Raw genomic sequence first — 17,330 nt, 5'->3', positions numbered from 1 at the left:
TCAATTGCTCCGGATTGCGTGGGTGGACGCGGCATCAAAGACATGCGCCTTGTCCAGCGTCAGGCGAAATGTCATCTGCTCGCCGGGTGAAACCGGACGGGGGTTCAACATCTTCCCCTGCACTTCGGTTCCCGCCAGTTCGGCAAACAGCAGTGTTTCGGTGCCAAGAGGCTCGGACAGGTTCACGGTCAGATCAATCTCGGCCGCCTCGCTGTTTTCGGACACTCCGTGCCCGACCGGGCTGAGGTTGTCTGCACGAAAACCCAGATGCACCCTTTGACCGGGCCTGACATCGGCACGCGCGGCTGGGGGCACCGTGATTTCCTGCCCGTCGGTCAGGCGGATCATACCCGTTTCAGTCACCTCACCATCGACCAGATTCATTGGCGGAGAACCAATGAAGGTCGCAACGAAGGTATTGACCGGTGCATTGAACAGCTCAAGCGGTGTGCCAACCTGAACGATATGCCCGTCCTGCATCAGAACGATGCGATCCGCCAACGTCATCGCCTCGACCTGGTCATGTGTGACGTAGACAATCGTGTTGCCGACTTTCTGGTGCAGTTTTTTGATCTCGACGCGCATCTGGGTACGCAGCTTGGCGTCCAGATTTGAAAGCGGTTCATCGAACAGGAACACATCGGGGTGCCGTACGATCGCACGACCCATCGCCACGCGCTGCCGCTGACCGCCGGACAGTTCCGCCGGTTTACGGTCCATCAGCTCTTCCAGCCCCAATATACCAGCGGCTTCATTTACCGCCTGGTCTATTTCGGCTTGCGGTCGCTTTGCGATCTTCAGTGAAAACCCCAGATTCTCGCGCACATCCATATGCGGGTAGAGCGCATAGTTTTGGAACACCATCGAGATATTGCGCTCGCGCGGGGGCAAGTCGTTGACCACACGGCCCCCGATCGCCACTTCGCCATTCGTGATGTCTTCAAGGCCAGCGATCATGCGCAATGTCGTGGATTTACCACACCCTGATGGGCCGACCAGCACCACAAATTCGCCATCTGCGATTTCGAGGTTGATGCCGTGCACCGCCTGATGAGAGCCATAGCGTTTGATAACGTTGTTCAGAGTTACTTCGGTCATGATCTATCCTTTGACGCCGCCAAAAGTGAGGCCGGCAATCAAGTGTTTCTGTACGATGAAGGTCAGGATCAGGGCGGGCAGGATCATCAAGACTGCCAGGGCGCACATGCCGCCCCAATTGATTGTGAACTCTGCAGTGAAATCCAGCAGGCCCACCGGCATGGTCTTGGATCCGACCGAGCGGGTCAGCTGCGACGCAAGCGCAAATTCGTTCCACGATGTCAGGAAAGCAAAGATCGCGGCCGAGGCGACGCCCGAACGCGCCACCGGAAATTCGACACGCCAGAACGCCTGCCAGCGGGTACAGCCATCAATCTCGGCCGCCTCGTGAAGCTCTTTCGGAATTTGGCGGAAGAAGCCATCGGTCAGCCAGATGGTAAATGGGACGTTCATTGCCACATAGGCCAGTATCAGACCGAAATGTGTGTCGATAACGCCAAGGCGGGCGAATACGATGAACAGCGGTAGCGATAGCGCTACACCCGGCACCGCACGAAACAACATCAGGCCAACGAAATACCCGGCTTTGCCTTTGAACCGGTAGCGCGCAAAGGCATAGCCGCCCGACATTCCAATCAGGATGGCAATGACAGTCGAGGTTACGGATACGACAATCGAATTCCACAGATAGGAAAAGACCGGTACGCCACCTTCACCTGCGCCGCCAAACATTGCCCGGTAATGGTCCAGGGTGAAGCTGGGGTTCCAGACGGGTGGTTTGGCCATGATCTCGACCGTTGGCCGAAACGAGTTCAGAACGATCCACAATCCGGGGACGCAGATCACCGCCATGGTCAGGAACAGCGCCAGGAAATGCAGGGATTTCAGAAAGCGGCGGCGCGCGCGATGGGTTTTGTTCCGATCCATGGCCTTACCCTGTCATGCCAAGCTGCGCGCGCGCAGCGCTGAGCTTTTTGAAAAAGTACACGGTGAACGCGATCGACAGCAGAATCGAGACATATCCCATGGCGTTGGCCAGCCCCATCTTGGCGTCGACATACCCAGTACGCGCCATCAGCGTCCAGATCAGCTCGGTCCGGCGCGCAGGTCCACCACCGGTCATGATTTGAACGATGTCGTAAGCCCTTGCCACATCCAGCGACCGGATGGTCATCGCGATGAAAATAAAGGGCATAAGGAACGGAAGCGTGATGTGGCGAAAGCTTTGCCAAGGGGTGCAGCCATCGACCTTGGCGGCCTCTAGCGGGTCGCGCGGCATAGCGAACAGGCCCGCGAGAATGAGGATGGCGAAGACCGACGTGCTCATCCAGATCTCGGCAAACAGGATCGAAAACAGCGCCAATTTGCCATCGACCAGCCAGGGCAACGCAGCGTCGGAAAGGCCTGTGGATTGCAGCACGTTGTTCACGAACCCGACATTGTCATTGAAAATGAACTTGAACTGAAAGCCGACCAATATGGGCGAGAACATCATCGGGAACATCAGGATGGTCCGCAACGTACGCTGGCCCCACGTGATTTTGTTGACCATCAGTGCAATCCCGAGACCCAGCAGCATTTCCATGTTCAGCGCAATCGTGAGAACAAGAACTGTCCGGCCAAAGGCGGCCCAGAAGTTCCAATCCTGCAAAATGCGTTCGTAGTTTCGGGTGCCGATCCATGTCCACAACGTGGAAGGACGCGTCAGCTTGTAGGGGGTAAAGCTGGAATAGAGCGAAAACAGAAGCGGGATCAGAACCACCGCAGCGATCACGATGAACGCCGGCAACAGCAATAGAAACCACTCGGGCAAGCGGCGGCGCATGGCAAGTCCTTCTTACAGTACCATGTAGGAGTCGGTCAGGGCCGAAAGGCTAAAACATAGCCTCCCGGCCCCCGGGGGAGTGGCCTTAGTAGTGACCCGCGTCCTGCATCATTTCGTCTACACCGGCTGCTGCGTCGTTGAGAGCCTCCTCAACGCTTTTGTCGCCGACGATCGCGGCCTGCAGCTCAGGGAATACGATGTTAGTGCTTTCGCCCCATTCGGCGATTGGAGGAACCGCAAATGCATATTCGGCACCTTTGGCAAAGGCTGCCAGAGCCTCGGCGCGGAACGGGTCATCCCCGCTTTGCGCCGCGGCGACATTTGCCTCCCATACCGCAGACCGCGTCGGCAGCGAGCCACCTGCGCTTTCGGCCAACTGGCTTTCTTCGCTGGTCAGGAACCGAACCAGCGATACAGCGGCGTCCTGGTTTTCGCAATCCGAAGTGACCGAGAAGCCATGGTGACCGGACCAGCCGGTGCGCGTCACACTTCCCATCGGTTGCACCGCGACACCCACGTTACCAGCCGCCTTCGAGGATTCCGGATCATTGAAGAACCCGGCCCAACCCGGCCAATCTAGGTTCAGCGCAACCGTACCCGAGGCGAACCCCTGCCCCAGATCGTCCCAGACATAGCTGAGCGTACCTGCCGGGACCGCTTTGGCATTGTAGAGGTCCACAAACCATTGCAATGCCCGCTGGCCTGCGTCTGAGTTGAAGGCCGGGCGCAGATCGTCACTCAGATACTGTCCGCCTTCAGCCACAAGCATTTCGTAGAAGCGGCCAACGATGGCTTCGTCCTTGCCTGCGTATTGCGTGCCATAGAAATTTGGTGGATCAGCAAAGAAAATCGCTTGATCTTTGAACTGGTCCCAGGTTTCCGGAACAGCCAGCGGATAGCCATATTCAGCCTCAAACGCCTTGGCCTTTTCCTCGTCCTCATAGTTTGATTTCAGATAATACAGTACCGAAACGTCGAATTGCGCACGTGGGAGCATTAACAATTCACCATTTACGGTCGAAGCGTTGATGTTGCCACCGACGAACTCTGCGACTTCTTCGACCGGAACATGGTCAGTCAGATCGATATACAGCCCCTCATATTGCGGCGCGAAAGACGAATGATTGGAACCGACGCACCAAGATGTGGTGCCCGCCGCCATGTCCGATTTGATTTCCTTATCAATCTCGAAATGGCTTTTCTTGGAGATGATGTTGACTTTGCCTCCGGTCGCCGCCTCCCAATCCGCGATGCGGCCGTAGAGACCCTCATACTGCTGACCACCGATCAATTTGGCGTCGATCGTGACCCCCGGAAAGCTGCCGTAGTCCTCGGCCGAAGCCGATTCGGCGACAGAAACAAGCGCGGTGCATGCGGCCAACGCTCTGAAAACACTGTTTTTCATAGTTCTTCCTCCCTTACCAGGCGCAGCAATCTGTTGCCCGGCTCCTCATGGATATTCATTTATAAAACATTTATTTGTTTTTAAATCAATCCTTGACTGCCCGCGCGCCGGGCCGATAAAACACGGGGCAACAACGCAGACAGGACATCGCAATGCCCAATGACCCCGAAACCAAATATCGCGCGCCTGCGCTGGAAAAGGGTCTCGATATCATCGAACTGTTGTCGGACAGCCACGATGAGATGTCACAAAGCGAAATCGCGCGCGCGCTGGACCGTTCACAAAGCGAGATCTACCGGATGCTGTCGACACTGGTTCGGCGCGGCTATGTCTCGCGCACGAGCGGTGATCGCTATTCACTGAGCCTCAAACTGTTCTCGACAGCGCAACGCTATTCACCGATCAACCGCCTGCTGGAAGTGGCGACACCCAAGATGCGGCGCGCCTCGCGCACGGTCTGGCAGTCGTGCCATCTGGGGATGGAAGCCGGAGGCGCCATTGTCATCGTCTCGTCCGTGGAAAGTCCCGGAAACTGGGGGCTGGCCATTCGAACCGGATCGGTCATCGGCCTGTGCAACACCGGCACCGGGCGTGTGCTTGCAGCCTTTCGCAGTGAGGAAGAGTTGCAGCAACTGATCGCCACGCATACTCCGGCGGTCGGCGAGCCGGAATTTGACGAGCCTTTGTTTCGAAAAGAACTGCAGCAAATCCGCGAGATCGGATATTACAAGGCCAAGTCGGAAACCACGCTTGGCGTTACCAATCTCAGCTTTCCGATCTTTCATCCATCCGGTGAAATCGTCGCGGTTCTCAGCTGCCCGTTCCTGGAACGTGTAGACGCCATGCGCACAGCTAATCTGGAAGAGACCGAGCACGCCTATCGCCATCTGGCAGACGAACTGACCGCCTATTTCCAGGGCGGAACTCTGGATGACGAGGGCGCTGTCCCATGACGGTCAACCGCTTTCCAACGAGCAAATTGGCCAACGGAGCGCTGTCGCTGCCGGTTCTGGGCTTCGGTGGAGCACCTCTTGGCGGGTTACTACAGGCCAATGACGCTGTGGAAACGCAAGCCATGCTGCAGCAGACGCTCGAGGTCGGATACCGGTTCTACGACACTGCGCCGTTTTATGGGTTTGGCCGTTCGGAACACATGACAGGCAATCTGCTGCGCGGGCAGGACTATATCCTGTCGACCAAGGTCGGTAGGCTGTTGCAGCCAGGTCTGCCCGGCGATCCGGCGGCAATGGGCTGGCCTGATCCGTTCCCGTTTCATCCGGTCTACGACTATTCCTACGATGGCATCATGCGTTCGTATCAGGACAGCCAAAAGCGTCTTGGCTTGGATCGGATCGATATTCTGCTGGTTCACGATATCGGGCATATGACTCACGGCGTCGAAAACCTCCGCCATTTTGACGCGCTGAGAACCAGCGGCTACCGGGCATTGGAAGAGCTGCGCAGATCAGGTGACGTCAAGGCAATCGGGCTGGGCGTGAACGAGGTTGAAATCTGCCGAGAAGCTTTGAAAATCGGCGATTGGGATCTGTTCCTGCTGGCAGGCCGCTATACATTGCTGGAACAGGCACCGCTTGGGGATCTGTTTCCCGAATGTGCTGCTGCCGGAACTTCAATCATCATCGGCGGCCCTTACAACTCTGGTATTCTGGTTGGCGGCGACACCTGGAATTATGGTGCCGCTCCGGCGGATGTCGTTGACCGTGTCCGCGCCCTGTCCGATTGCGCCACCCGCCATGGTATCCCGCTGCCTGCCGCCGCGCTCCAGTTCCCCCTGGCCCACCCGCAGGTGATCTCGGTCATTCCGGGTCTGCGCAGCCGGTCCGAGTTGCAGCAGACGCTGGATTGGACGGCAACCGACATCCCGCTGGATTTCTGGCACATGCTGCAGACCGAAGGGCTTCTACACCCCGAAGCACCACTGCCGGACGCCAACCCGTTTCAAGAGGTTTGACTTATGCGCATTGACGCTCATCAGCATTTCTGGGCACTGGCCCGAGGCGATTATGGCTGGCTGTCACCAGAGCTGACCGACATTTACCGGGACTTCCTTCCCGACGACCTGATGCCTTTGTTAAATCAGTCCGGAATTGATGGGACAGTCCTGGTGCAGGCAGCCCCCACTGTGGCAGAGACCGAATTCCTGCTGACGCTTGCCGATCAGCACGACTTTATCAAAGGCGTGGTGGGTTGGGTCAATTTCGAGAACCCAGAGGCCATAGCGGATATTGATCGCTATTTGAAACACGACGCCTTTGTCGGATTGCGGCCGCTGATTCAGGACATTGCCGACCCAGATTGGATGTTGTCGACCGAACTGAAACCCGTGTTCGAGGCTCTGATTGCGCGCGACCTGACATTCGATGCCCTGACGTTGCCGCAGCACCTGAAGAACCTGCACAAGTTGTTGTCACGGCACCCTGAAATGCGCGTTGTGATCGATCACGGTTCGAAACCTGCCATCCGCAACGGTCTGATCGATGAATGGGCCGCAGACATGACAGCACTGGCCGACGACACCGGTGCATTTTGCAAACTGTCGGGCCTGGTGACCGAAGCCAACCCAGACTGGTCGACGGACACGTTGCGCCCATATGTCGATCATCTGCTTACAACGTTCGGACCGGACCGATTGGTTTGGGGCAGCGATTGGCCCGTCTGCACTCTGGCCAGCGGCTATGAGCGATGGGTCGCGGTCACTGACGAACTGCTGGCAGGCCTAACCCCAACGGACCGCACCGCCGTCCTTGGTGACAACGCGGCCCGCGCCTATAAGTTGCGAGACTGACATGTCCAATGCGCCTCAGACCATCAAACTAAGCGCCTACGACAACGTGATTGTCGCATTGACCGATCTGGAAAGCGGCGCGCGCCCCGAAAACTCGGGGATTACGCTCAACTCTGCGGTCGCGCGCGGCCACAAGATTGCCATTGCCGCCATCGCAAAAGGTGACAACGTCCTGCGTTATGGCCAGATCATAGGACAGGCCACCCGCGACATCGCACCCGGCGATCATGTGCATTCCCACAATCTGGGCATGGGCGCGCATCAGCAGGATTATGGATTTGCCAGCAAATCCCACCCATTGCCCCGGTTGGACACAGGCAGAACCTTTGAAGGCTTTCACCGGGCCGACGGACGCATCGGAACACGCAATTACATCGGCATATTGACCTCGGTGAATTGTTCCGGGTCTGTTGCCCGGTTTATTGCCGAAGCAGCAGAGAAATCGGGAATGCTGGATGACTACCCGAATGTCGACGGGATCGTCCCAATCGTGCACGGAACCGGCTGCGGCATGTCCGGCAAGGACGAAGGCTATGCCACCCTGCACCGTACCTTGACCGGTTATGCGCAGCACCCGAACTTTGGGGGCATTCTTCTGGTCGGACTGGGGTGCGAAGTCATGCAACTCGCCGATCTGGTTGGTGGTCGTCCAATCCGAGCGGATGGCGCGCTGCGCTATATGACAATCCAACATCAGGGGGGAACGCGAAAGACCATCGAAAAAGGTCTTGTGGAGCTGGAAGGCATCGTTGCGTTGGCCAATCAGGCGGCGCGCCAACCAGCGCCCGTCAGCGCGCTGACCGTGGGGATGCAATGTGGTGGCTCGGATGGGTATTCGGGTATCACCGCAAACCCGGCACTCGGATACGCTTCGGACCTGCTGGTTCGCCTGGGCGGCACGACCATTCTGTCGGAAACCTCTGAGGTTTACGGCGCTGAACACTTGTTGACCCACCGCGCCGAAACAAAAGAAATTGGCGAACGCCTGATCGAAAGGATCAAATGGTGGGAGGACTATACCGCCCGCAACGGCGGTGAGATGGACAACAACCCCAGCCCCGGCAACAAACGCGGCGGGTTGACCACAATCCTTGAAAAGTCATTGGGCGCAGTGGCAAAAAGCGGGTCGGCCCCGCTGAGTGGCGTCTATCTTTATGCCGAGCAAATCGAGCGGTCCGGGTTGGTATTTATGGATAGCCCTGGCTATGACCCCTGCTCGGTCACCGGGCAGGTCGCCTCGGGGGCGAACCTGATCGTCTTCACCACCGGTCGCGGGTCGGTCTCGGGCTACCAGCCGACGCCGTGCATCAAGCTGGCGACAAATTCTGAGATGTATGGTCGCATGTCCGATGATATGGACCTGAACTGCGGCGACATCATCACCGATGGTGTTTCGATTCAGGACAAGGGCGCTGAGTTGCTTGAGCTGATGATCCGCGTCGCCTCAGGCGCGCCGACCAAAAGCGAAGACCTGGGCTTTGGCGGGGTCGAGTTCGTACCCTGGCAAATCGGCGCGACAATGTGAATGTCGCGCTACGCGGCCAACAGCCGTCGCATTCAAAACCGAACGAGATATCCCACCAACGCACTCGGAGCATTGCTCGAGCCCATAGAGCAAGCAGTCAGAATTTGGATCTCGCCACACCAAGAAACGCCTGCTCTGCCTTTGGGTCCTGAGCTCAAACTCAGTCGATTCAGACTTTTCGCAAATACGCCCAGGAGACATATCCCTTTAGTCCGCGCGCGCGCTGCAAGGACACGCGGCACCAGCGGGTGCCTCCGGTCTGCTCGCAACTGTGAACGCGCAGGGCGGTTCCGTTTGGAAGGCCGACGATCACGTTGAAACCAATTCCGGGTCCTGCTCGCAACTTCAGCATGTCGCCATCTTCGACCCCAAAGACCTCGTACCGTCCAAGCGAAGCAGCCGCTGCCGATCCCGCTTCGACAATGGCAAGCTGAAATAATACCGCCAAGAATAAGAATATTGTTTTTCGCATCACATTGACCTGCTTGTTGCCTCAACAGCATTCGTAGCGGTTCAGAGCATCCGGCGGAACCACTTTCCAACAAGAATACGCGCTTCTTGTTCTGTCGTTGAAGCAGCATACCAAACAGTTAAAACGGTTTGATACGGGGTTCCTTTGTCTTCAAGGGTGTCGAAAACAAGTGGGCACGAATCCAAACAGCGCTTCTTCGGTGGAAAGAAAGTAACTTCAGGGTACGGATCGGAGAAGATTTGGTGGAGCCTAGGGGAGTCGAACCCCTGACCTCTTGCATGCCATGCAAGCGCTCTCCCAACTGAGCTAAGGCCCCATCATGGTACCGCTATTGCGGTGGACGGACGTTTATGAGACGGCGCTTCCAAGCGCAAGTCTAAAAACGCGTTCGGGCAAAAAGTTTCTGCCGCTTTTTATCCGAAGCAAAACAGCTGAGGCGGCCTGCGCCGCCTCTTTCGCCGATCAGGAATCTTCGTCAGACGACATGTCCTTGATATCATCCAACGAGACGTTTTCGTTGTCGTCGTCATCGTCCAGCAGATCGTCGTCCAGCTCGACATCGACGTTGTCGTCATCGTCCAGAACGATATCTTCATCCGACGACGCCTCGCGCGCCTTGACCGATGCCGCATCCTCGGCGTCGGCGGCAATCATCCGGCTTTTGCCGGTGTCCAGTTCGACGATCTCGCCCGTGTAGGGGCTGACGATCGGGTCCTTGTTCAAGTCGTAGAACCGTTTGCCTGTTGTCGGGCAAACGCGTTTTACGCCCCATTCTTCCTTGGGCATATCAAATCCCCTTGATATCAGGTGAATCTCATCAATGATTCAGGTCACCTGCCATATGCGGCAGGCACTGTCAAAGCCTTTACGCCGAGGAGCACACGCCATGGGGCGACACGACTTGCCAGGAAAGCCCCCAGTTCCGCTGACGCTGCGAAAATCTGCGCGGGCGCGGCGTATCAGTCTGCGGATTTCCCAGTTGGATGGGCGGGTTACGCTGACCTACCCGCAGGGGATTGCCGAAACCGAGGCCTTGAAGTTCGCCCATCAGAAAGAGGATTGGATTCGACAACATCTGCAGGAACGACCCGATCCCGCCACCGTTCAATTTGGACAGACCCTGCCTGTCGAAGGGGTTCCCCGCCGAATCGTACCCGAACCCGGGCGTCGAGTGGTTCTGCGGCCCGATGAGATTGGCGTGCCAACCGGATCCGAGGCGCGACGGCTGGCGCGATTCCTGAAAGAGATGGCCCGGGATCGTCTGACTGGCGCATGCGATGACTATGCTTCGATGCTGGGGCGCCCTTACACGACACTGACATTGCGTGATACCCGATCCCGCTGGGGATCGTGCAGTTCCGCCGGAGGGCTGATGTTTTCTTGGCGCCTGATCCTCGCCCCATCCGAAGTGTTGCATTACGTGGCCGCGCATGAGGTGGCGCATCTGGCGGAAATGAACCACTCACCCGCGTTTTGGGCGCAGGTCGAACGGATTTTCGGCCCCTACAAGGAACCGCGCCGCTGGTTGCGGGATCATGGGGTCGAACTGCATCGCTATCGCTTTGACGCCGGGGCCGGTTGACGTCACTGAATTTTGTGATCACATAAACGCATGTTGAGCGCCCGCCCCGCAGAATCTCAGACAGCCACGCATGACAGGGTGTACCGTGCCCTGCGTTCCCGCATTCTGCATGGTGAAATCGCGCCGGGTCAGGCGCTGACCCTGCGCGGCATCGGCGCAGAATTCGACGTTTCCATGACCCCTGCGCGTGAGGCGGTGCGCCGTTTGGCGGCTGAGGGTGCGTTGACGCTTTCGTCGTCGGGCCGCGTCTCGACACCCGAGCTTACCAACGACCGGATCGAAGAACTGGCCGCGCTTCGGGCGCTGATCGAAGTGGAACTGGCCAGCCGCGCCCTACCGCGCGCGCATATTGCACTGATCGACCGCTTGCAGAGCATCAATATGGCGGTCGCCGAGATGGTCACCAAACGCGACGCCGTGGGCTATATCCGAACCAATCTCGAGTTCCACCGTACGCTCTATCTGCGCGCACAGGCCCCGGCAATGCTGGCGATTGCGGAAACCGTCTGGTTGCAGTTGGGGCCCACGATGCGCGCCCTTTACGGGCGCTTGCGCCGCACGGAACCGCCGCACTATCACAAGCTGATCATCGCGGCCCTGAAGGCGGGTGATGAGCCTGGCTTGCGGCTGGCGGTGCGTTCGGACGTCACCCAGGGGTTGCGCCTGCTTGTCAGCTGAGCGGCTTATCGCCCACGTCGCGTTCTTTGCTCTTCCGCTGCCCGTATTGCTGGTTTGCGTGGATCGACTGCGGTAGTCTTGATGCAAATCACAAACAAGAGCAGTTTTCAGCCATGATTGATCGACGGACCTTTTCCTTAGGACTCGGGACAACCCTTCTTGCCGCTTGTTCTGGTGGCACCGCGCCGACCAAAGCGCCCGCCTCGCGGATGCGCCCAGCCCCCAACGCCGGTTGGGATGCCTGGGTGGCCAATTTCAAGGGGCGAGCGGCGTCTCAGGGCATATCGCAGGCGACAATCAACCGCGCATTTCAGGGTGCCGGGTATTTGCCGGGGGTGATCGAACGGGACCGCAATCAGGTCGAGTTCAAGCGCTCGCTTGAGGATTATCTTGCCATCGCGGCCTCGGATGAACGCATCAGCACCGGCAAGCAAATGCTGCAAAAGCACAACGGAACCCTGACGCAGATCGAAGCCAAATACGGAGTCGACAAAGAAATCGTCGTGGCCGTCTGGGGGCTGGAAAGCCGCTATGGCGCGCGGCGCGGGGACGTGCCGGTCATCTCGGCAACATCCACATTGGCCTATGATGGCCGACGCGGTGCCTTTTTCGAAAAGCAGTTGGTTGCTGCGCTGAAGATCATTCAGGAAGGCGACACGACACCTGCCAACATGACCGGCAGCTGGGCTGGCGCAATGGGGCACACCCAGTTCATTCCGACCTCGTACCTCGCTTACGCAGTAGATTTCACTGGCGACGGTCGACGCGATATCTGGTCCGAGGATCCAGCGGATTCGCTGGCCTCGACAGCTGCATACCTGTCGCGCGCGGGTTGGGTCCGGGGGCAACCTTGGGGGGGCGAGGTCGGCACGGTCTCGGGAACCCCGGTCGCAGTATTGCAACCGCAAACCCCCGGCCCTCGCATCGCGGTGTTTCGCAACTTTCAGGTCATCAAGCGCTATAACAACTCAGACAGCTACGCGATCGGAGTTGGCCATCTTGCCGACCGGATTGCAGGCGGTCCGCCGTTTCAAGCCTCGTTCGGACCGGATGAGACCGGGCTGACACTTGAAGATCGCAAAGAACTGCAACGCCGCCTGACCTCGGCCGGTTACGACACGCAGGGTGCGGATGGTGTGATCGGCAAGAACTCAGAGGCGGCGATCAGCGCCTACCAAAGTGCAAACGGGCTGCCGGTCACCGGCAAACCCTCGGTCGAATTGTTGCGCAGGCTCGGAGGCTGACGGCTTACGCCGCCAGACCTTTGGTGCCGATGTCGAGGAATTTCTGGCGGCGGTCCTTGATCAGGGCCGCCGGGTCCTTGCCATCAAGCTCTTTCAGCATTGCGGCAATCGCATCGCGGACAGCTTCGACAGCAGCCGGGCGATCGCGATGGGCACCGCCCTTGGGTTCGGCGATGATGTGATCGCAAACCCCTAGCTTGTGCAGGTCCTGCGCGGTCAGACGCAATGCCTCGGCCGCTTCGCGCATTTTCTCCGCATCTTTCCACAGGATCGAGGCGCAGCCTTCGGGCGAGATAACCGAATAAACCGAATGCTCAAGCATCGCGACACGGTTGGCTGTGGCAAAGGCAACGGCCCCGCCCGAACCACCTTCACCGATGATCACCGAAACCAGCGGCACGCCGATCTTCAGGCACATCTCGGTCGAGCGGGCGATCGCCTCGGACTGGCCACGCTCTTCGGCGCCTTTGCCGGGATAAGCACCTGCCGTATCGATCAGGGTGATCACGGGCAGACCAAAGCGACCCGCCATTTCCATCAGGCGCACGGCCTTGCGATAGCCCTCGGGACGGGCCATGCCAAAGTTACGCTCGATCCGCGATTTGGTGTCCGATCCCTTTTCGTGGCCGATCACCATAACCGGCTGATCGTTGAAACGGGCCAAGCCGCCGATTACGGCCAGATCGTCGGCAAAGTTTCGATCCCCCGCCAGCGGAGTGAACTCGGTGAACAGCTCTTTGACATAGTCCTGGCAATGGGGCCGTTCGGGATGACGCGCGACCTGACATTTCCGCCAGGGGGTCAGGTCTGCATACAGTTCGTCCAGCAGCTTGGCGGCTTTGGCGTCCAGCGCGGCGGCCTCTTCGGTCACGTCCATCTCTTCATTGGCGCGAGCCAGCGCGCGCAATTCCTCGGCCTTGCCTTCGATCTCGGCCAGTGGTTTTTCGAAATCCAGATACTGGGTCATGACGCCTCTCAACGCGGAAGTTCCCTGCTATATGACCTGTGGTTGCCCGGGATGCAACTCAGCAAGATTTGTGGACGCCGAATATGCGACCACCATCAGGCGAAGAAAAGGTAGAGAGCCGATGACCACCAGCTACGAAGACCGCATCCTGCGGGTTTTGTCTTATATCCACGACCATCCCGCAGGGGATCTGTCGCTGGATGCGCTGGCGGATGTGGCGGCGATGTCGCGGTTCCACTGGCACCGCGTGTTTCGCGCCATTACTGGCGAGACCTGCGCGCAGGCCGTTCGTCGGATCAGGTTGCATCGCGCCGCCTGTTGGCTGGTCCAGTCGGACAAGCCGGTGGCAAAAGTCGCGACCGACATTGGTTATCCCAACCTCAATTCTTTTGCGCGGGCCTTTACCGAGGCCTACGGCAGAAGCCCCGCCTGTTTTCGAAAGGAGGGGCAGTTTCTGCCAGCCAATCCACATTTCAAAACCGGAGAATATCCAATGCATCCCGTGACAACACGCACCGAACCGCCACGCCAGGTCATCGCCCTGCCCCACAAAGGCGCTTATGCCGAGATCGGCAAGAGCTTTGAAGCCTTCGGGGTGCTATGTGAATCCCGTCAGTTGTGGCCGCAACTCGGCCCTGTGATCGGCTTGTATCTCGACAGCCCGGACGACGTGCCCGAGCAGGACTTGCGCAGCTATGCTGGCGCAGAGTTTCGCGGCGACGCGACTCCCGAAGGGATGGAAAGCCTGAACATTCCAGGTGGGAAGACTGCGGTTCTGACCTTCAAAGGTCCCTATTCCGGGCTTGCGGCGGCCTATCACAGCCTGTTCGGCAACTGGCTTCCGTCGTCCGGCGAAGAGCCAGCGGATCAGCCATGTTATGAAGTCTACCTCAACGACCCCCGCGACACCGCGCCCGACGATCTGTTGACCGAGATTTGCCTGCCGTTGAAATAGTTCAGTTCGGCCAGAGAACCGGGTAAAGCGACGCGACAAGCAACGCGGCCATGGTCCAGTTGAAAATGACCAATCGGCGCGGGTTCGTCAGGATCCGTGCCATTTGCTGCCCCAGAATGGTCCATGTGCTGACCGAGGGCAGATTCACCGCACCAAACACCAGCGCCACAACCACGATGGCACTCAGCGTATGATCGGGCGTGTAGGCGGTGGTTGCCGTCAGCGCCATCGCCCAGGCTTTGGGATTCACCCACTGGAACGCGGCAGCCTGCAAGAACGTCATTGGCGATCCTTCAACGTCGCGCCCCTCAGCCGGGGCGGCATGCGCGATCTTCCACGCGAGATACAGCAGGTACAGAACCGAAAGGACCTTGAGGATCGTATAGCTCACCGGAAATCGGTCGAAGACCTGAACCAGCCCGGCCCCGACCAGCAGCACCATAAAGGTAAACCCCAGCCCGATCCCCAGCATATGGGGAACTGTTCGGCGAAACCCGAAATTCGCGCCAGACGCCATCAGCATCAGGTTGTTCGGCCCCGGCGTGATCGATGACACGAAGGCAAACATGATCAGGGCGATGAGGATCTCGTAGGTCATGATTGAAACAATTGCATCAATCCTACCAAATGAAATTGCGTTTTCGTGCAAGGTATGAGTATTTTCGCAACCTATGGCGAAGATTGACAAGATAAACCAACAAATATTGCAGGAATTGTCCCGCGATGGGCGGATCAGCAATCTGGACCTTGCGGATCGCATCGGTCTGTCCCCGTCGGCCTGTCTGCGCCGGGTTCAGGAACTTGAGCGCGCCGGCGTGATTTCGGGGTATCGCGCGGTTCTGAACCCAACCGCGATGGGCGTTGGCTTTGTTGCCTATATCGGCGTTGGTCTGGGCGAACATACCAAGGCAGCGCAAGAGGGTTTCGAGCGCGCTTTGCAACAATCGCCCGAGGTGGTCGAATGCCATAACATCACCGGCACCATCGAATACCTGCTGCGCGTGGAATGCGCCGACCTGCCATCCTATAAGACGTTTCACACCGAGGTTCTGGGAACGCTGCCGCACGTCACCTCGATTACCTCTTATGTGGTGATGGGATCCCCCAAGGACATGCGAGGTTGACGTCAGAGGCCCTGTCGCGCCGCGGCGCTCGCCCTACAATAGTTGACTTCAAAACATGCCCATGGTTCGCTGCCGGCATAGCGTTTTACCTGGGGATACTAATGTTGAAAACACACGCGCTGACGTTTGTGATTGCGTCCATTGCAAGTTCAATCGGGGTTCATGCCTCAGCCAACGAATTGACCGCCCCGCTGCCGATTGTGAAGCCGGGTCTGAAAGTCACCTATGCCGAAGCTCCCAAGAAGATCAAGAGTTTGGAGCAGGCCCGTGAACTGATCGATACGATCGGCACAGCCGCGGATCCGGTGCCCGCGTTTGACTTTCGCGACACCGAAGACGGCGATCCGGTCATGACCGCCTCTCAGCCCTACAATGTTGCTGCGGAAATCACCGGGTTCATCAGGATCGACGAGCCGGGGTCATACCAGTTCGAAGTCTATTCAAATGACGGCGTCGAAACGAAACTGGGCGGGCATACCATTGGTTTTTTTGATGGCGTTCAGGGATGTGAAGGAAACGGCGTAACCGACGTCGAAATCACAGAACCCGGCTGGTACGAACTGACAACCCTGTATTTCCAGAAAGGTGGCAGCTCTTGCCTGATGATGAAATGGGGTAAGGACGGCGCCGAACTGGACTGGGTGCCGAACGATATTTTCGGCCACCAATAAGCAAAAACAAGGCCCCGCGATGGGGCCTTACTTGGTTACGGCCTATGCCCCCGCTGCGATCAGTTCGGCCTGCGCAACGATCACCTCGGCCTGTTTGATCGAAGCGATGTCGACCAATCGACCCTTGTAGACGGTCGCGCCTTCGCCGTTGGCCTTGGCTTGCTCCATCGCCGCCAGAATTTCACGGGCTTCCGAAACAGCTTCGTCCGACGGGGTGAAGACCTGATTGGCCAGCGCAATCTGCTTGGGGTGAATCGCCCATTTGCCGACCATGCCCAGCGTTGCCGAGCGTTTCGCCTGCGCGATATATCCGTCGTCGTCCGAGAAATCGCCAAAAGGACCGTCCACTGGCAATACGCCATGGGTCCGGCAGGCTGCAACAATCGCTGCCTGCGCCCAGTGCCATGGATCAGACCAGTGCTTTTCGCCTTCGCGCAGCATGTAGTAATTTTCCTGCGTGCCGCCGATCCCAGTGGTTTGCATGCCCATCGATGCCGCAAAATCAGCGGCCCCAAGGCTCATCGCTTGGAGACGGGGCGATGCGCCGGCGATTTCCTCGACATGCGCGATCCCGGCTGCGGACTCGATGATGACCTCGAATGATATCGGTTTGGTCCGGCCCTTGGCCGTTTCGATGGCAGTAACAAGCGCATCGACCGCATAGACATCAGCCGCGCAACCGACCTTTGGGATCATGATCTGGTCCAGCCGATCACCCGACTGCTCCAACACGTCAACTACATCCCGGTACCAATAGGGTGTATCCAGACCGTTGATGCGAACCGAGATGTACTTGTTACCCCAGTCCACGGTGTTCAATGCCTCGACCACGTTCGCGCGGGCGATGTCCTTGTCGGACGGTGCAACCGAATCCTCGAGATCAAGGTTGATCACATCCGCCGCCGAGGCCGCCATTTTCGGAAACAGCTTGGTGTTTGATCCCGGGCCGAACAACTGACAGCGATTGGGACGAGCCGGTGCGGCGGGTTGGATACGGAAACTCATCAGGGCCTCTTCAAGCAATGAAATTACGATTTT

The 17,330-nt window shown here is 58.3% G+C and carries 19 protein-coding genes and 1 tRNA gene; 10 read left to right on the top strand and 10 right to left on the bottom strand.

Annotated elements, in window-relative coordinates; translation table 11 throughout:
• The 4 genes from ACR0LX_RS13140 to ACR0LX_RS13125 all read right to left on the bottom strand — a co-directional run bounded on the left by ACR0LX_RS13140 (position 1) and on the right by ACR0LX_RS13125 (position 4,268).
• Entirely contained in the window at positions 1–1,098 is a 1,098-nt protein-coding gene (locus ACR0LX_RS13140) for an ABC transporter ATP-binding protein (protein WP_480784099.1), read from the bottom strand.
• Between the two features lie 3 nt (positions 1,099–1,101).
• On the bottom strand, positions 1,102–1,965 hold the full coding sequence (locus tag ACR0LX_RS13135) for a carbohydrate ABC transporter permease (protein ID WP_480784098.1): 864 nt from the start codon (positions 1,963–1,965) through the stop codon (positions 1,102–1,104).
• A gap of 4 nt (positions 1,966–1,969) precedes the next feature.
• A complete protein-coding gene (locus ACR0LX_RS13130) occupies positions 1,970–2,863 on the bottom strand; it encodes a carbohydrate ABC transporter permease (protein WP_480784097.1) in 894 nt (297 codons plus the stop codon).
• An 85-nt stretch (positions 2,864–2,948) separates the two neighbouring features.
• Positions 2,949–4,268, bottom strand: coding sequence for an extracellular solute-binding protein (locus ACR0LX_RS13125; RefSeq protein WP_480784096.1), 1,320 nt, complete (start codon positions 4,266–4,268; stop codon positions 2,949–2,951).
• A 152-nt stretch (positions 4,269–4,420) separates the two neighbouring features.
• Here ACR0LX_RS13125 and ACR0LX_RS13120 point away from each other — a divergent pair, with 152 nt between their 5' ends.
• Genes ACR0LX_RS13120 through ACR0LX_RS13105 form a run of 4 tightly spaced genes read left to right on the top strand, consistent with a single transcriptional unit; the run spans position 4,421 to position 8,599 of the window.
• Positions 4,421–5,221 (top strand): IclR family transcriptional regulator, encoded by an 801-nt coding sequence (locus tag ACR0LX_RS13120; RefSeq protein ID WP_480784095.1) that lies wholly within the window; start codon positions 4,421–4,423, stop codon positions 5,219–5,221.
• Entirely contained in the window at positions 5,218–6,240 is a 1,023-nt protein-coding gene (locus tag ACR0LX_RS13115; RefSeq protein ID WP_480784094.1) for an aldo/keto reductase, read from the top strand. The genes ACR0LX_RS13120 and ACR0LX_RS13115 overlap by 4 nt, the downstream gene beginning before the upstream one ends.
• Positions 6,241–6,243: 3 nt before the next feature.
• On the top strand, positions 6,244–7,074 hold the full coding sequence (locus ACR0LX_RS13110; protein ID WP_480784093.1) for an amidohydrolase family protein: 831 nt from the start codon (positions 6,244–6,246) through the stop codon (positions 7,072–7,074).
• Position 7,075: 1 nt separating this feature from the next.
• Positions 7,076–8,599 carry a UxaA family hydrolase gene (locus ACR0LX_RS13105; protein WP_480784092.1) on the top strand — a complete coding sequence of 508 codons (1,524 nt, stop codon included), beginning with the start codon at positions 7,076–7,078 and terminating at the stop codon, positions 8,597–8,599.
• A gap of 169 nt (positions 8,600–8,768) precedes the next feature.
• On the opposite strand, the gene ACR0LX_RS13100 is transcribed toward ACR0LX_RS13105, so the two are convergent.
• From ACR0LX_RS13100 to ACR0LX_RS13090, 3 genes are all read right to left on the bottom strand, one after another.
• On the bottom strand, positions 8,769–9,071 hold the full coding sequence (locus ACR0LX_RS13100) for an SH3 domain-containing protein (RefSeq protein WP_480784091.1): 303 nt from the start codon (positions 9,069–9,071) through the stop codon (positions 8,769–8,771).
• A 240-nt stretch (positions 9,072–9,311) separates the two neighbouring features.
• Positions 9,312–9,387 (bottom strand) — tRNA-Ala (locus tag ACR0LX_RS13095).
• A 146-nt stretch (positions 9,388–9,533) separates the two neighbouring features.
• Positions 9,534–9,857: a TIGR02300 family protein gene (locus tag ACR0LX_RS13090; RefSeq protein WP_480571293.1), complete on the bottom strand. Its 324-nt coding sequence runs from the start codon at positions 9,855–9,857 to the stop codon at positions 9,534–9,536.
• Between the two features lie 100 nt (positions 9,858–9,957).
• Here ACR0LX_RS13090 and ACR0LX_RS13085 point away from each other — a divergent pair, with 100 nt between their 5' ends.
• From ACR0LX_RS13085 to ACR0LX_RS13075, 3 genes are all read left to right on the top strand, one after another.
• Positions 9,958–10,653, top strand: a complete 696-nt coding sequence (locus tag ACR0LX_RS13085; protein WP_480784090.1) for a M48 family metallopeptidase — start codon at positions 9,958–9,960, stop codon at positions 10,651–10,653.
• Positions 10,654–10,683: 30 nt separating this feature from the next.
• On the top strand, positions 10,684–11,331 hold the full coding sequence (locus tag ACR0LX_RS13080; RefSeq protein ID WP_480571287.1) for a GntR family transcriptional regulator: 648 nt from the start codon (positions 10,684–10,686) through the stop codon (positions 11,329–11,331).
• 113 nt (positions 11,332–11,444) lie between these two features.
• Complete coding sequence (locus ACR0LX_RS13075; RefSeq protein ID WP_480784089.1) at positions 11,445–12,575, top strand: lytic murein transglycosylase; 1,131 nt, start codon at positions 11,445–11,447, stop codon at positions 12,573–12,575.
• Between the two features lie 4 nt (positions 12,576–12,579).
• Here ACR0LX_RS13075 and ACR0LX_RS13070 read toward each other — a convergent pair whose 3' ends face one another.
• Entirely contained in the window at positions 12,580–13,542 is a 963-nt protein-coding gene (locus ACR0LX_RS13070) for an acetyl-CoA carboxylase carboxyltransferase subunit alpha (protein WP_480784088.1), read from the bottom strand.
• A gap of 121 nt (positions 13,543–13,663) precedes the next feature.
• Between ACR0LX_RS13070 and ACR0LX_RS13065 the strand changes: the two genes are divergently transcribed.
• Positions 13,664–14,497 carry an AraC family transcriptional regulator gene (locus ACR0LX_RS13065; RefSeq protein WP_480784087.1) on the top strand — a complete coding sequence of 278 codons (834 nt, stop codon included), beginning with the start codon at positions 13,664–13,666 and terminating at the stop codon, positions 14,495–14,497.
• Position 14,498: 1 nt separating this feature from the next.
• Here the strand turns inward: ACR0LX_RS13065 and ACR0LX_RS13060 are convergent, their stop codons facing one another.
• Positions 14,499–15,095: a LysE family translocator gene (locus ACR0LX_RS13060; protein ID WP_480784086.1), complete on the bottom strand. Its 597-nt coding sequence runs from the start codon at positions 15,093–15,095 to the stop codon at positions 14,499–14,501.
• 73 nt (positions 15,096–15,168) lie between these two features.
• Here ACR0LX_RS13060 and ACR0LX_RS13055 point away from each other — a divergent pair, with 73 nt between their 5' ends.
• Positions 15,169–15,621 (top strand): Lrp/AsnC family transcriptional regulator, encoded by a 453-nt coding sequence (locus ACR0LX_RS13055; RefSeq protein ID WP_480571272.1) that lies wholly within the window; start codon positions 15,169–15,171, stop codon positions 15,619–15,621.
• Positions 15,622–15,722: 101 nt separating this feature from the next.
• A complete protein-coding gene (locus ACR0LX_RS13050; RefSeq protein ID WP_480784085.1) occupies positions 15,723–16,292 on the top strand; it encodes a PA14 domain-containing protein in 570 nt (189 codons plus the stop codon).
• A 42-nt stretch (positions 16,293–16,334) separates the two neighbouring features.
• Here ACR0LX_RS13050 and ACR0LX_RS13045 read toward each other — a convergent pair whose 3' ends face one another.
• Positions 16,335–17,297 carry an L-malyl-CoA/beta-methylmalyl-CoA lyase gene (locus ACR0LX_RS13045; protein WP_480784084.1) on the bottom strand — a complete coding sequence of 321 codons (963 nt, stop codon included), beginning with the start codon at positions 17,295–17,297 and terminating at the stop codon, positions 16,335–16,337.
• Between the last annotated feature and the right edge of the window lie 33 nt (positions 17,298–17,330).

The sequence above is a fragment of the Ruegeria sp. CH11 genome, from assembly GCF_056537105.1.
Note: the sequence above shows the minus strand (reverse complement) of the source record. Positions and strands in the feature narration are given on the sequence as shown.

Coding starts and splice junctions, on each gene's coding strand:
- ACR0LX_RS13140 (WP_480784099.1), bottom strand. CDS start 1,098: ATGACCGAAGTAACTCTGAACAACGTTATCAAACGCTATGGCTCTCAT.
- ACR0LX_RS13135 (WP_480784098.1), bottom strand. CDS start 1,965: ATGGATCGGAACAAAACCCATCGCGCGCGCCGCCGCTTTCTGAAATCC.
- ACR0LX_RS13130 (WP_480784097.1), bottom strand. CDS start 2,863: ATGCGCCGCCGCTTGCCCGAGTGGTTTCTATTGCTGTTGCCGGCGTTC.
- ACR0LX_RS13125 (WP_480784096.1), bottom strand. CDS start 4,268: ATGAAAAACAGTGTTTTCAGAGCGTTGGCCGCATGCACCGCGCTTGTT.
- ACR0LX_RS13120 (WP_480784095.1), top strand. CDS start 4,421: ATGCCCAATGACCCCGAAACCAAATATCGCGCGCCTGCGCTGGAAAAG.
- ACR0LX_RS13115 (WP_480784094.1), top strand. CDS start 5,218: ATGACGGTCAACCGCTTTCCAACGAGCAAATTGGCCAACGGAGCGCTG.
- ACR0LX_RS13110 (WP_480784093.1), top strand. CDS start 6,244: ATGCGCATTGACGCTCATCAGCATTTCTGGGCACTGGCCCGAGGCGAT.
- ACR0LX_RS13105 (WP_480784092.1), top strand. CDS start 7,076: ATGTCCAATGCGCCTCAGACCATCAAACTAAGCGCCTACGACAACGTG.
- ACR0LX_RS13100 (WP_480784091.1), bottom strand. CDS start 9,071: ATGCGAAAAACAATATTCTTATTCTTGGCGGTATTATTTCAGCTTGCC.
- ACR0LX_RS13090 (WP_480571293.1), bottom strand. CDS start 9,857: ATGCCCAAGGAAGAATGGGGCGTAAAACGCGTTTGCCCGACAACAGGC.
- ACR0LX_RS13085 (WP_480784090.1), top strand. CDS start 9,958: ATGGGGCGACACGACTTGCCAGGAAAGCCCCCAGTTCCGCTGACGCTG.
- ACR0LX_RS13080 (WP_480571287.1), top strand. CDS start 10,684: ATGTTGAGCGCCCGCCCCGCAGAATCTCAGACAGCCACGCATGACAGG.
- ACR0LX_RS13075 (WP_480784089.1), top strand. CDS start 11,445: ATGATTGATCGACGGACCTTTTCCTTAGGACTCGGGACAACCCTTCTT.
- ACR0LX_RS13070 (WP_480784088.1), bottom strand. CDS start 13,542: ATGACCCAGTATCTGGATTTCGAAAAACCACTGGCCGAGATCGAAGGC.
- ACR0LX_RS13065 (WP_480784087.1), top strand. CDS start 13,664: ATGACCACCAGCTACGAAGACCGCATCCTGCGGGTTTTGTCTTATATC.
- ACR0LX_RS13060 (WP_480784086.1), bottom strand. CDS start 15,095: ATGACCTACGAGATCCTCATCGCCCTGATCATGTTTGCCTTCGTGTCA.
- ACR0LX_RS13055 (WP_480571272.1), top strand. CDS start 15,169: ATGGCGAAGATTGACAAGATAAACCAACAAATATTGCAGGAATTGTCC.
- ACR0LX_RS13050 (WP_480784085.1), top strand. CDS start 15,723: ATGTTGAAAACACACGCGCTGACGTTTGTGATTGCGTCCATTGCAAGT.
- ACR0LX_RS13045 (WP_480784084.1), bottom strand. CDS start 17,297: ATGAGTTTCCGTATCCAACCCGCCGCACCGGCTCGTCCCAATCGCTGT.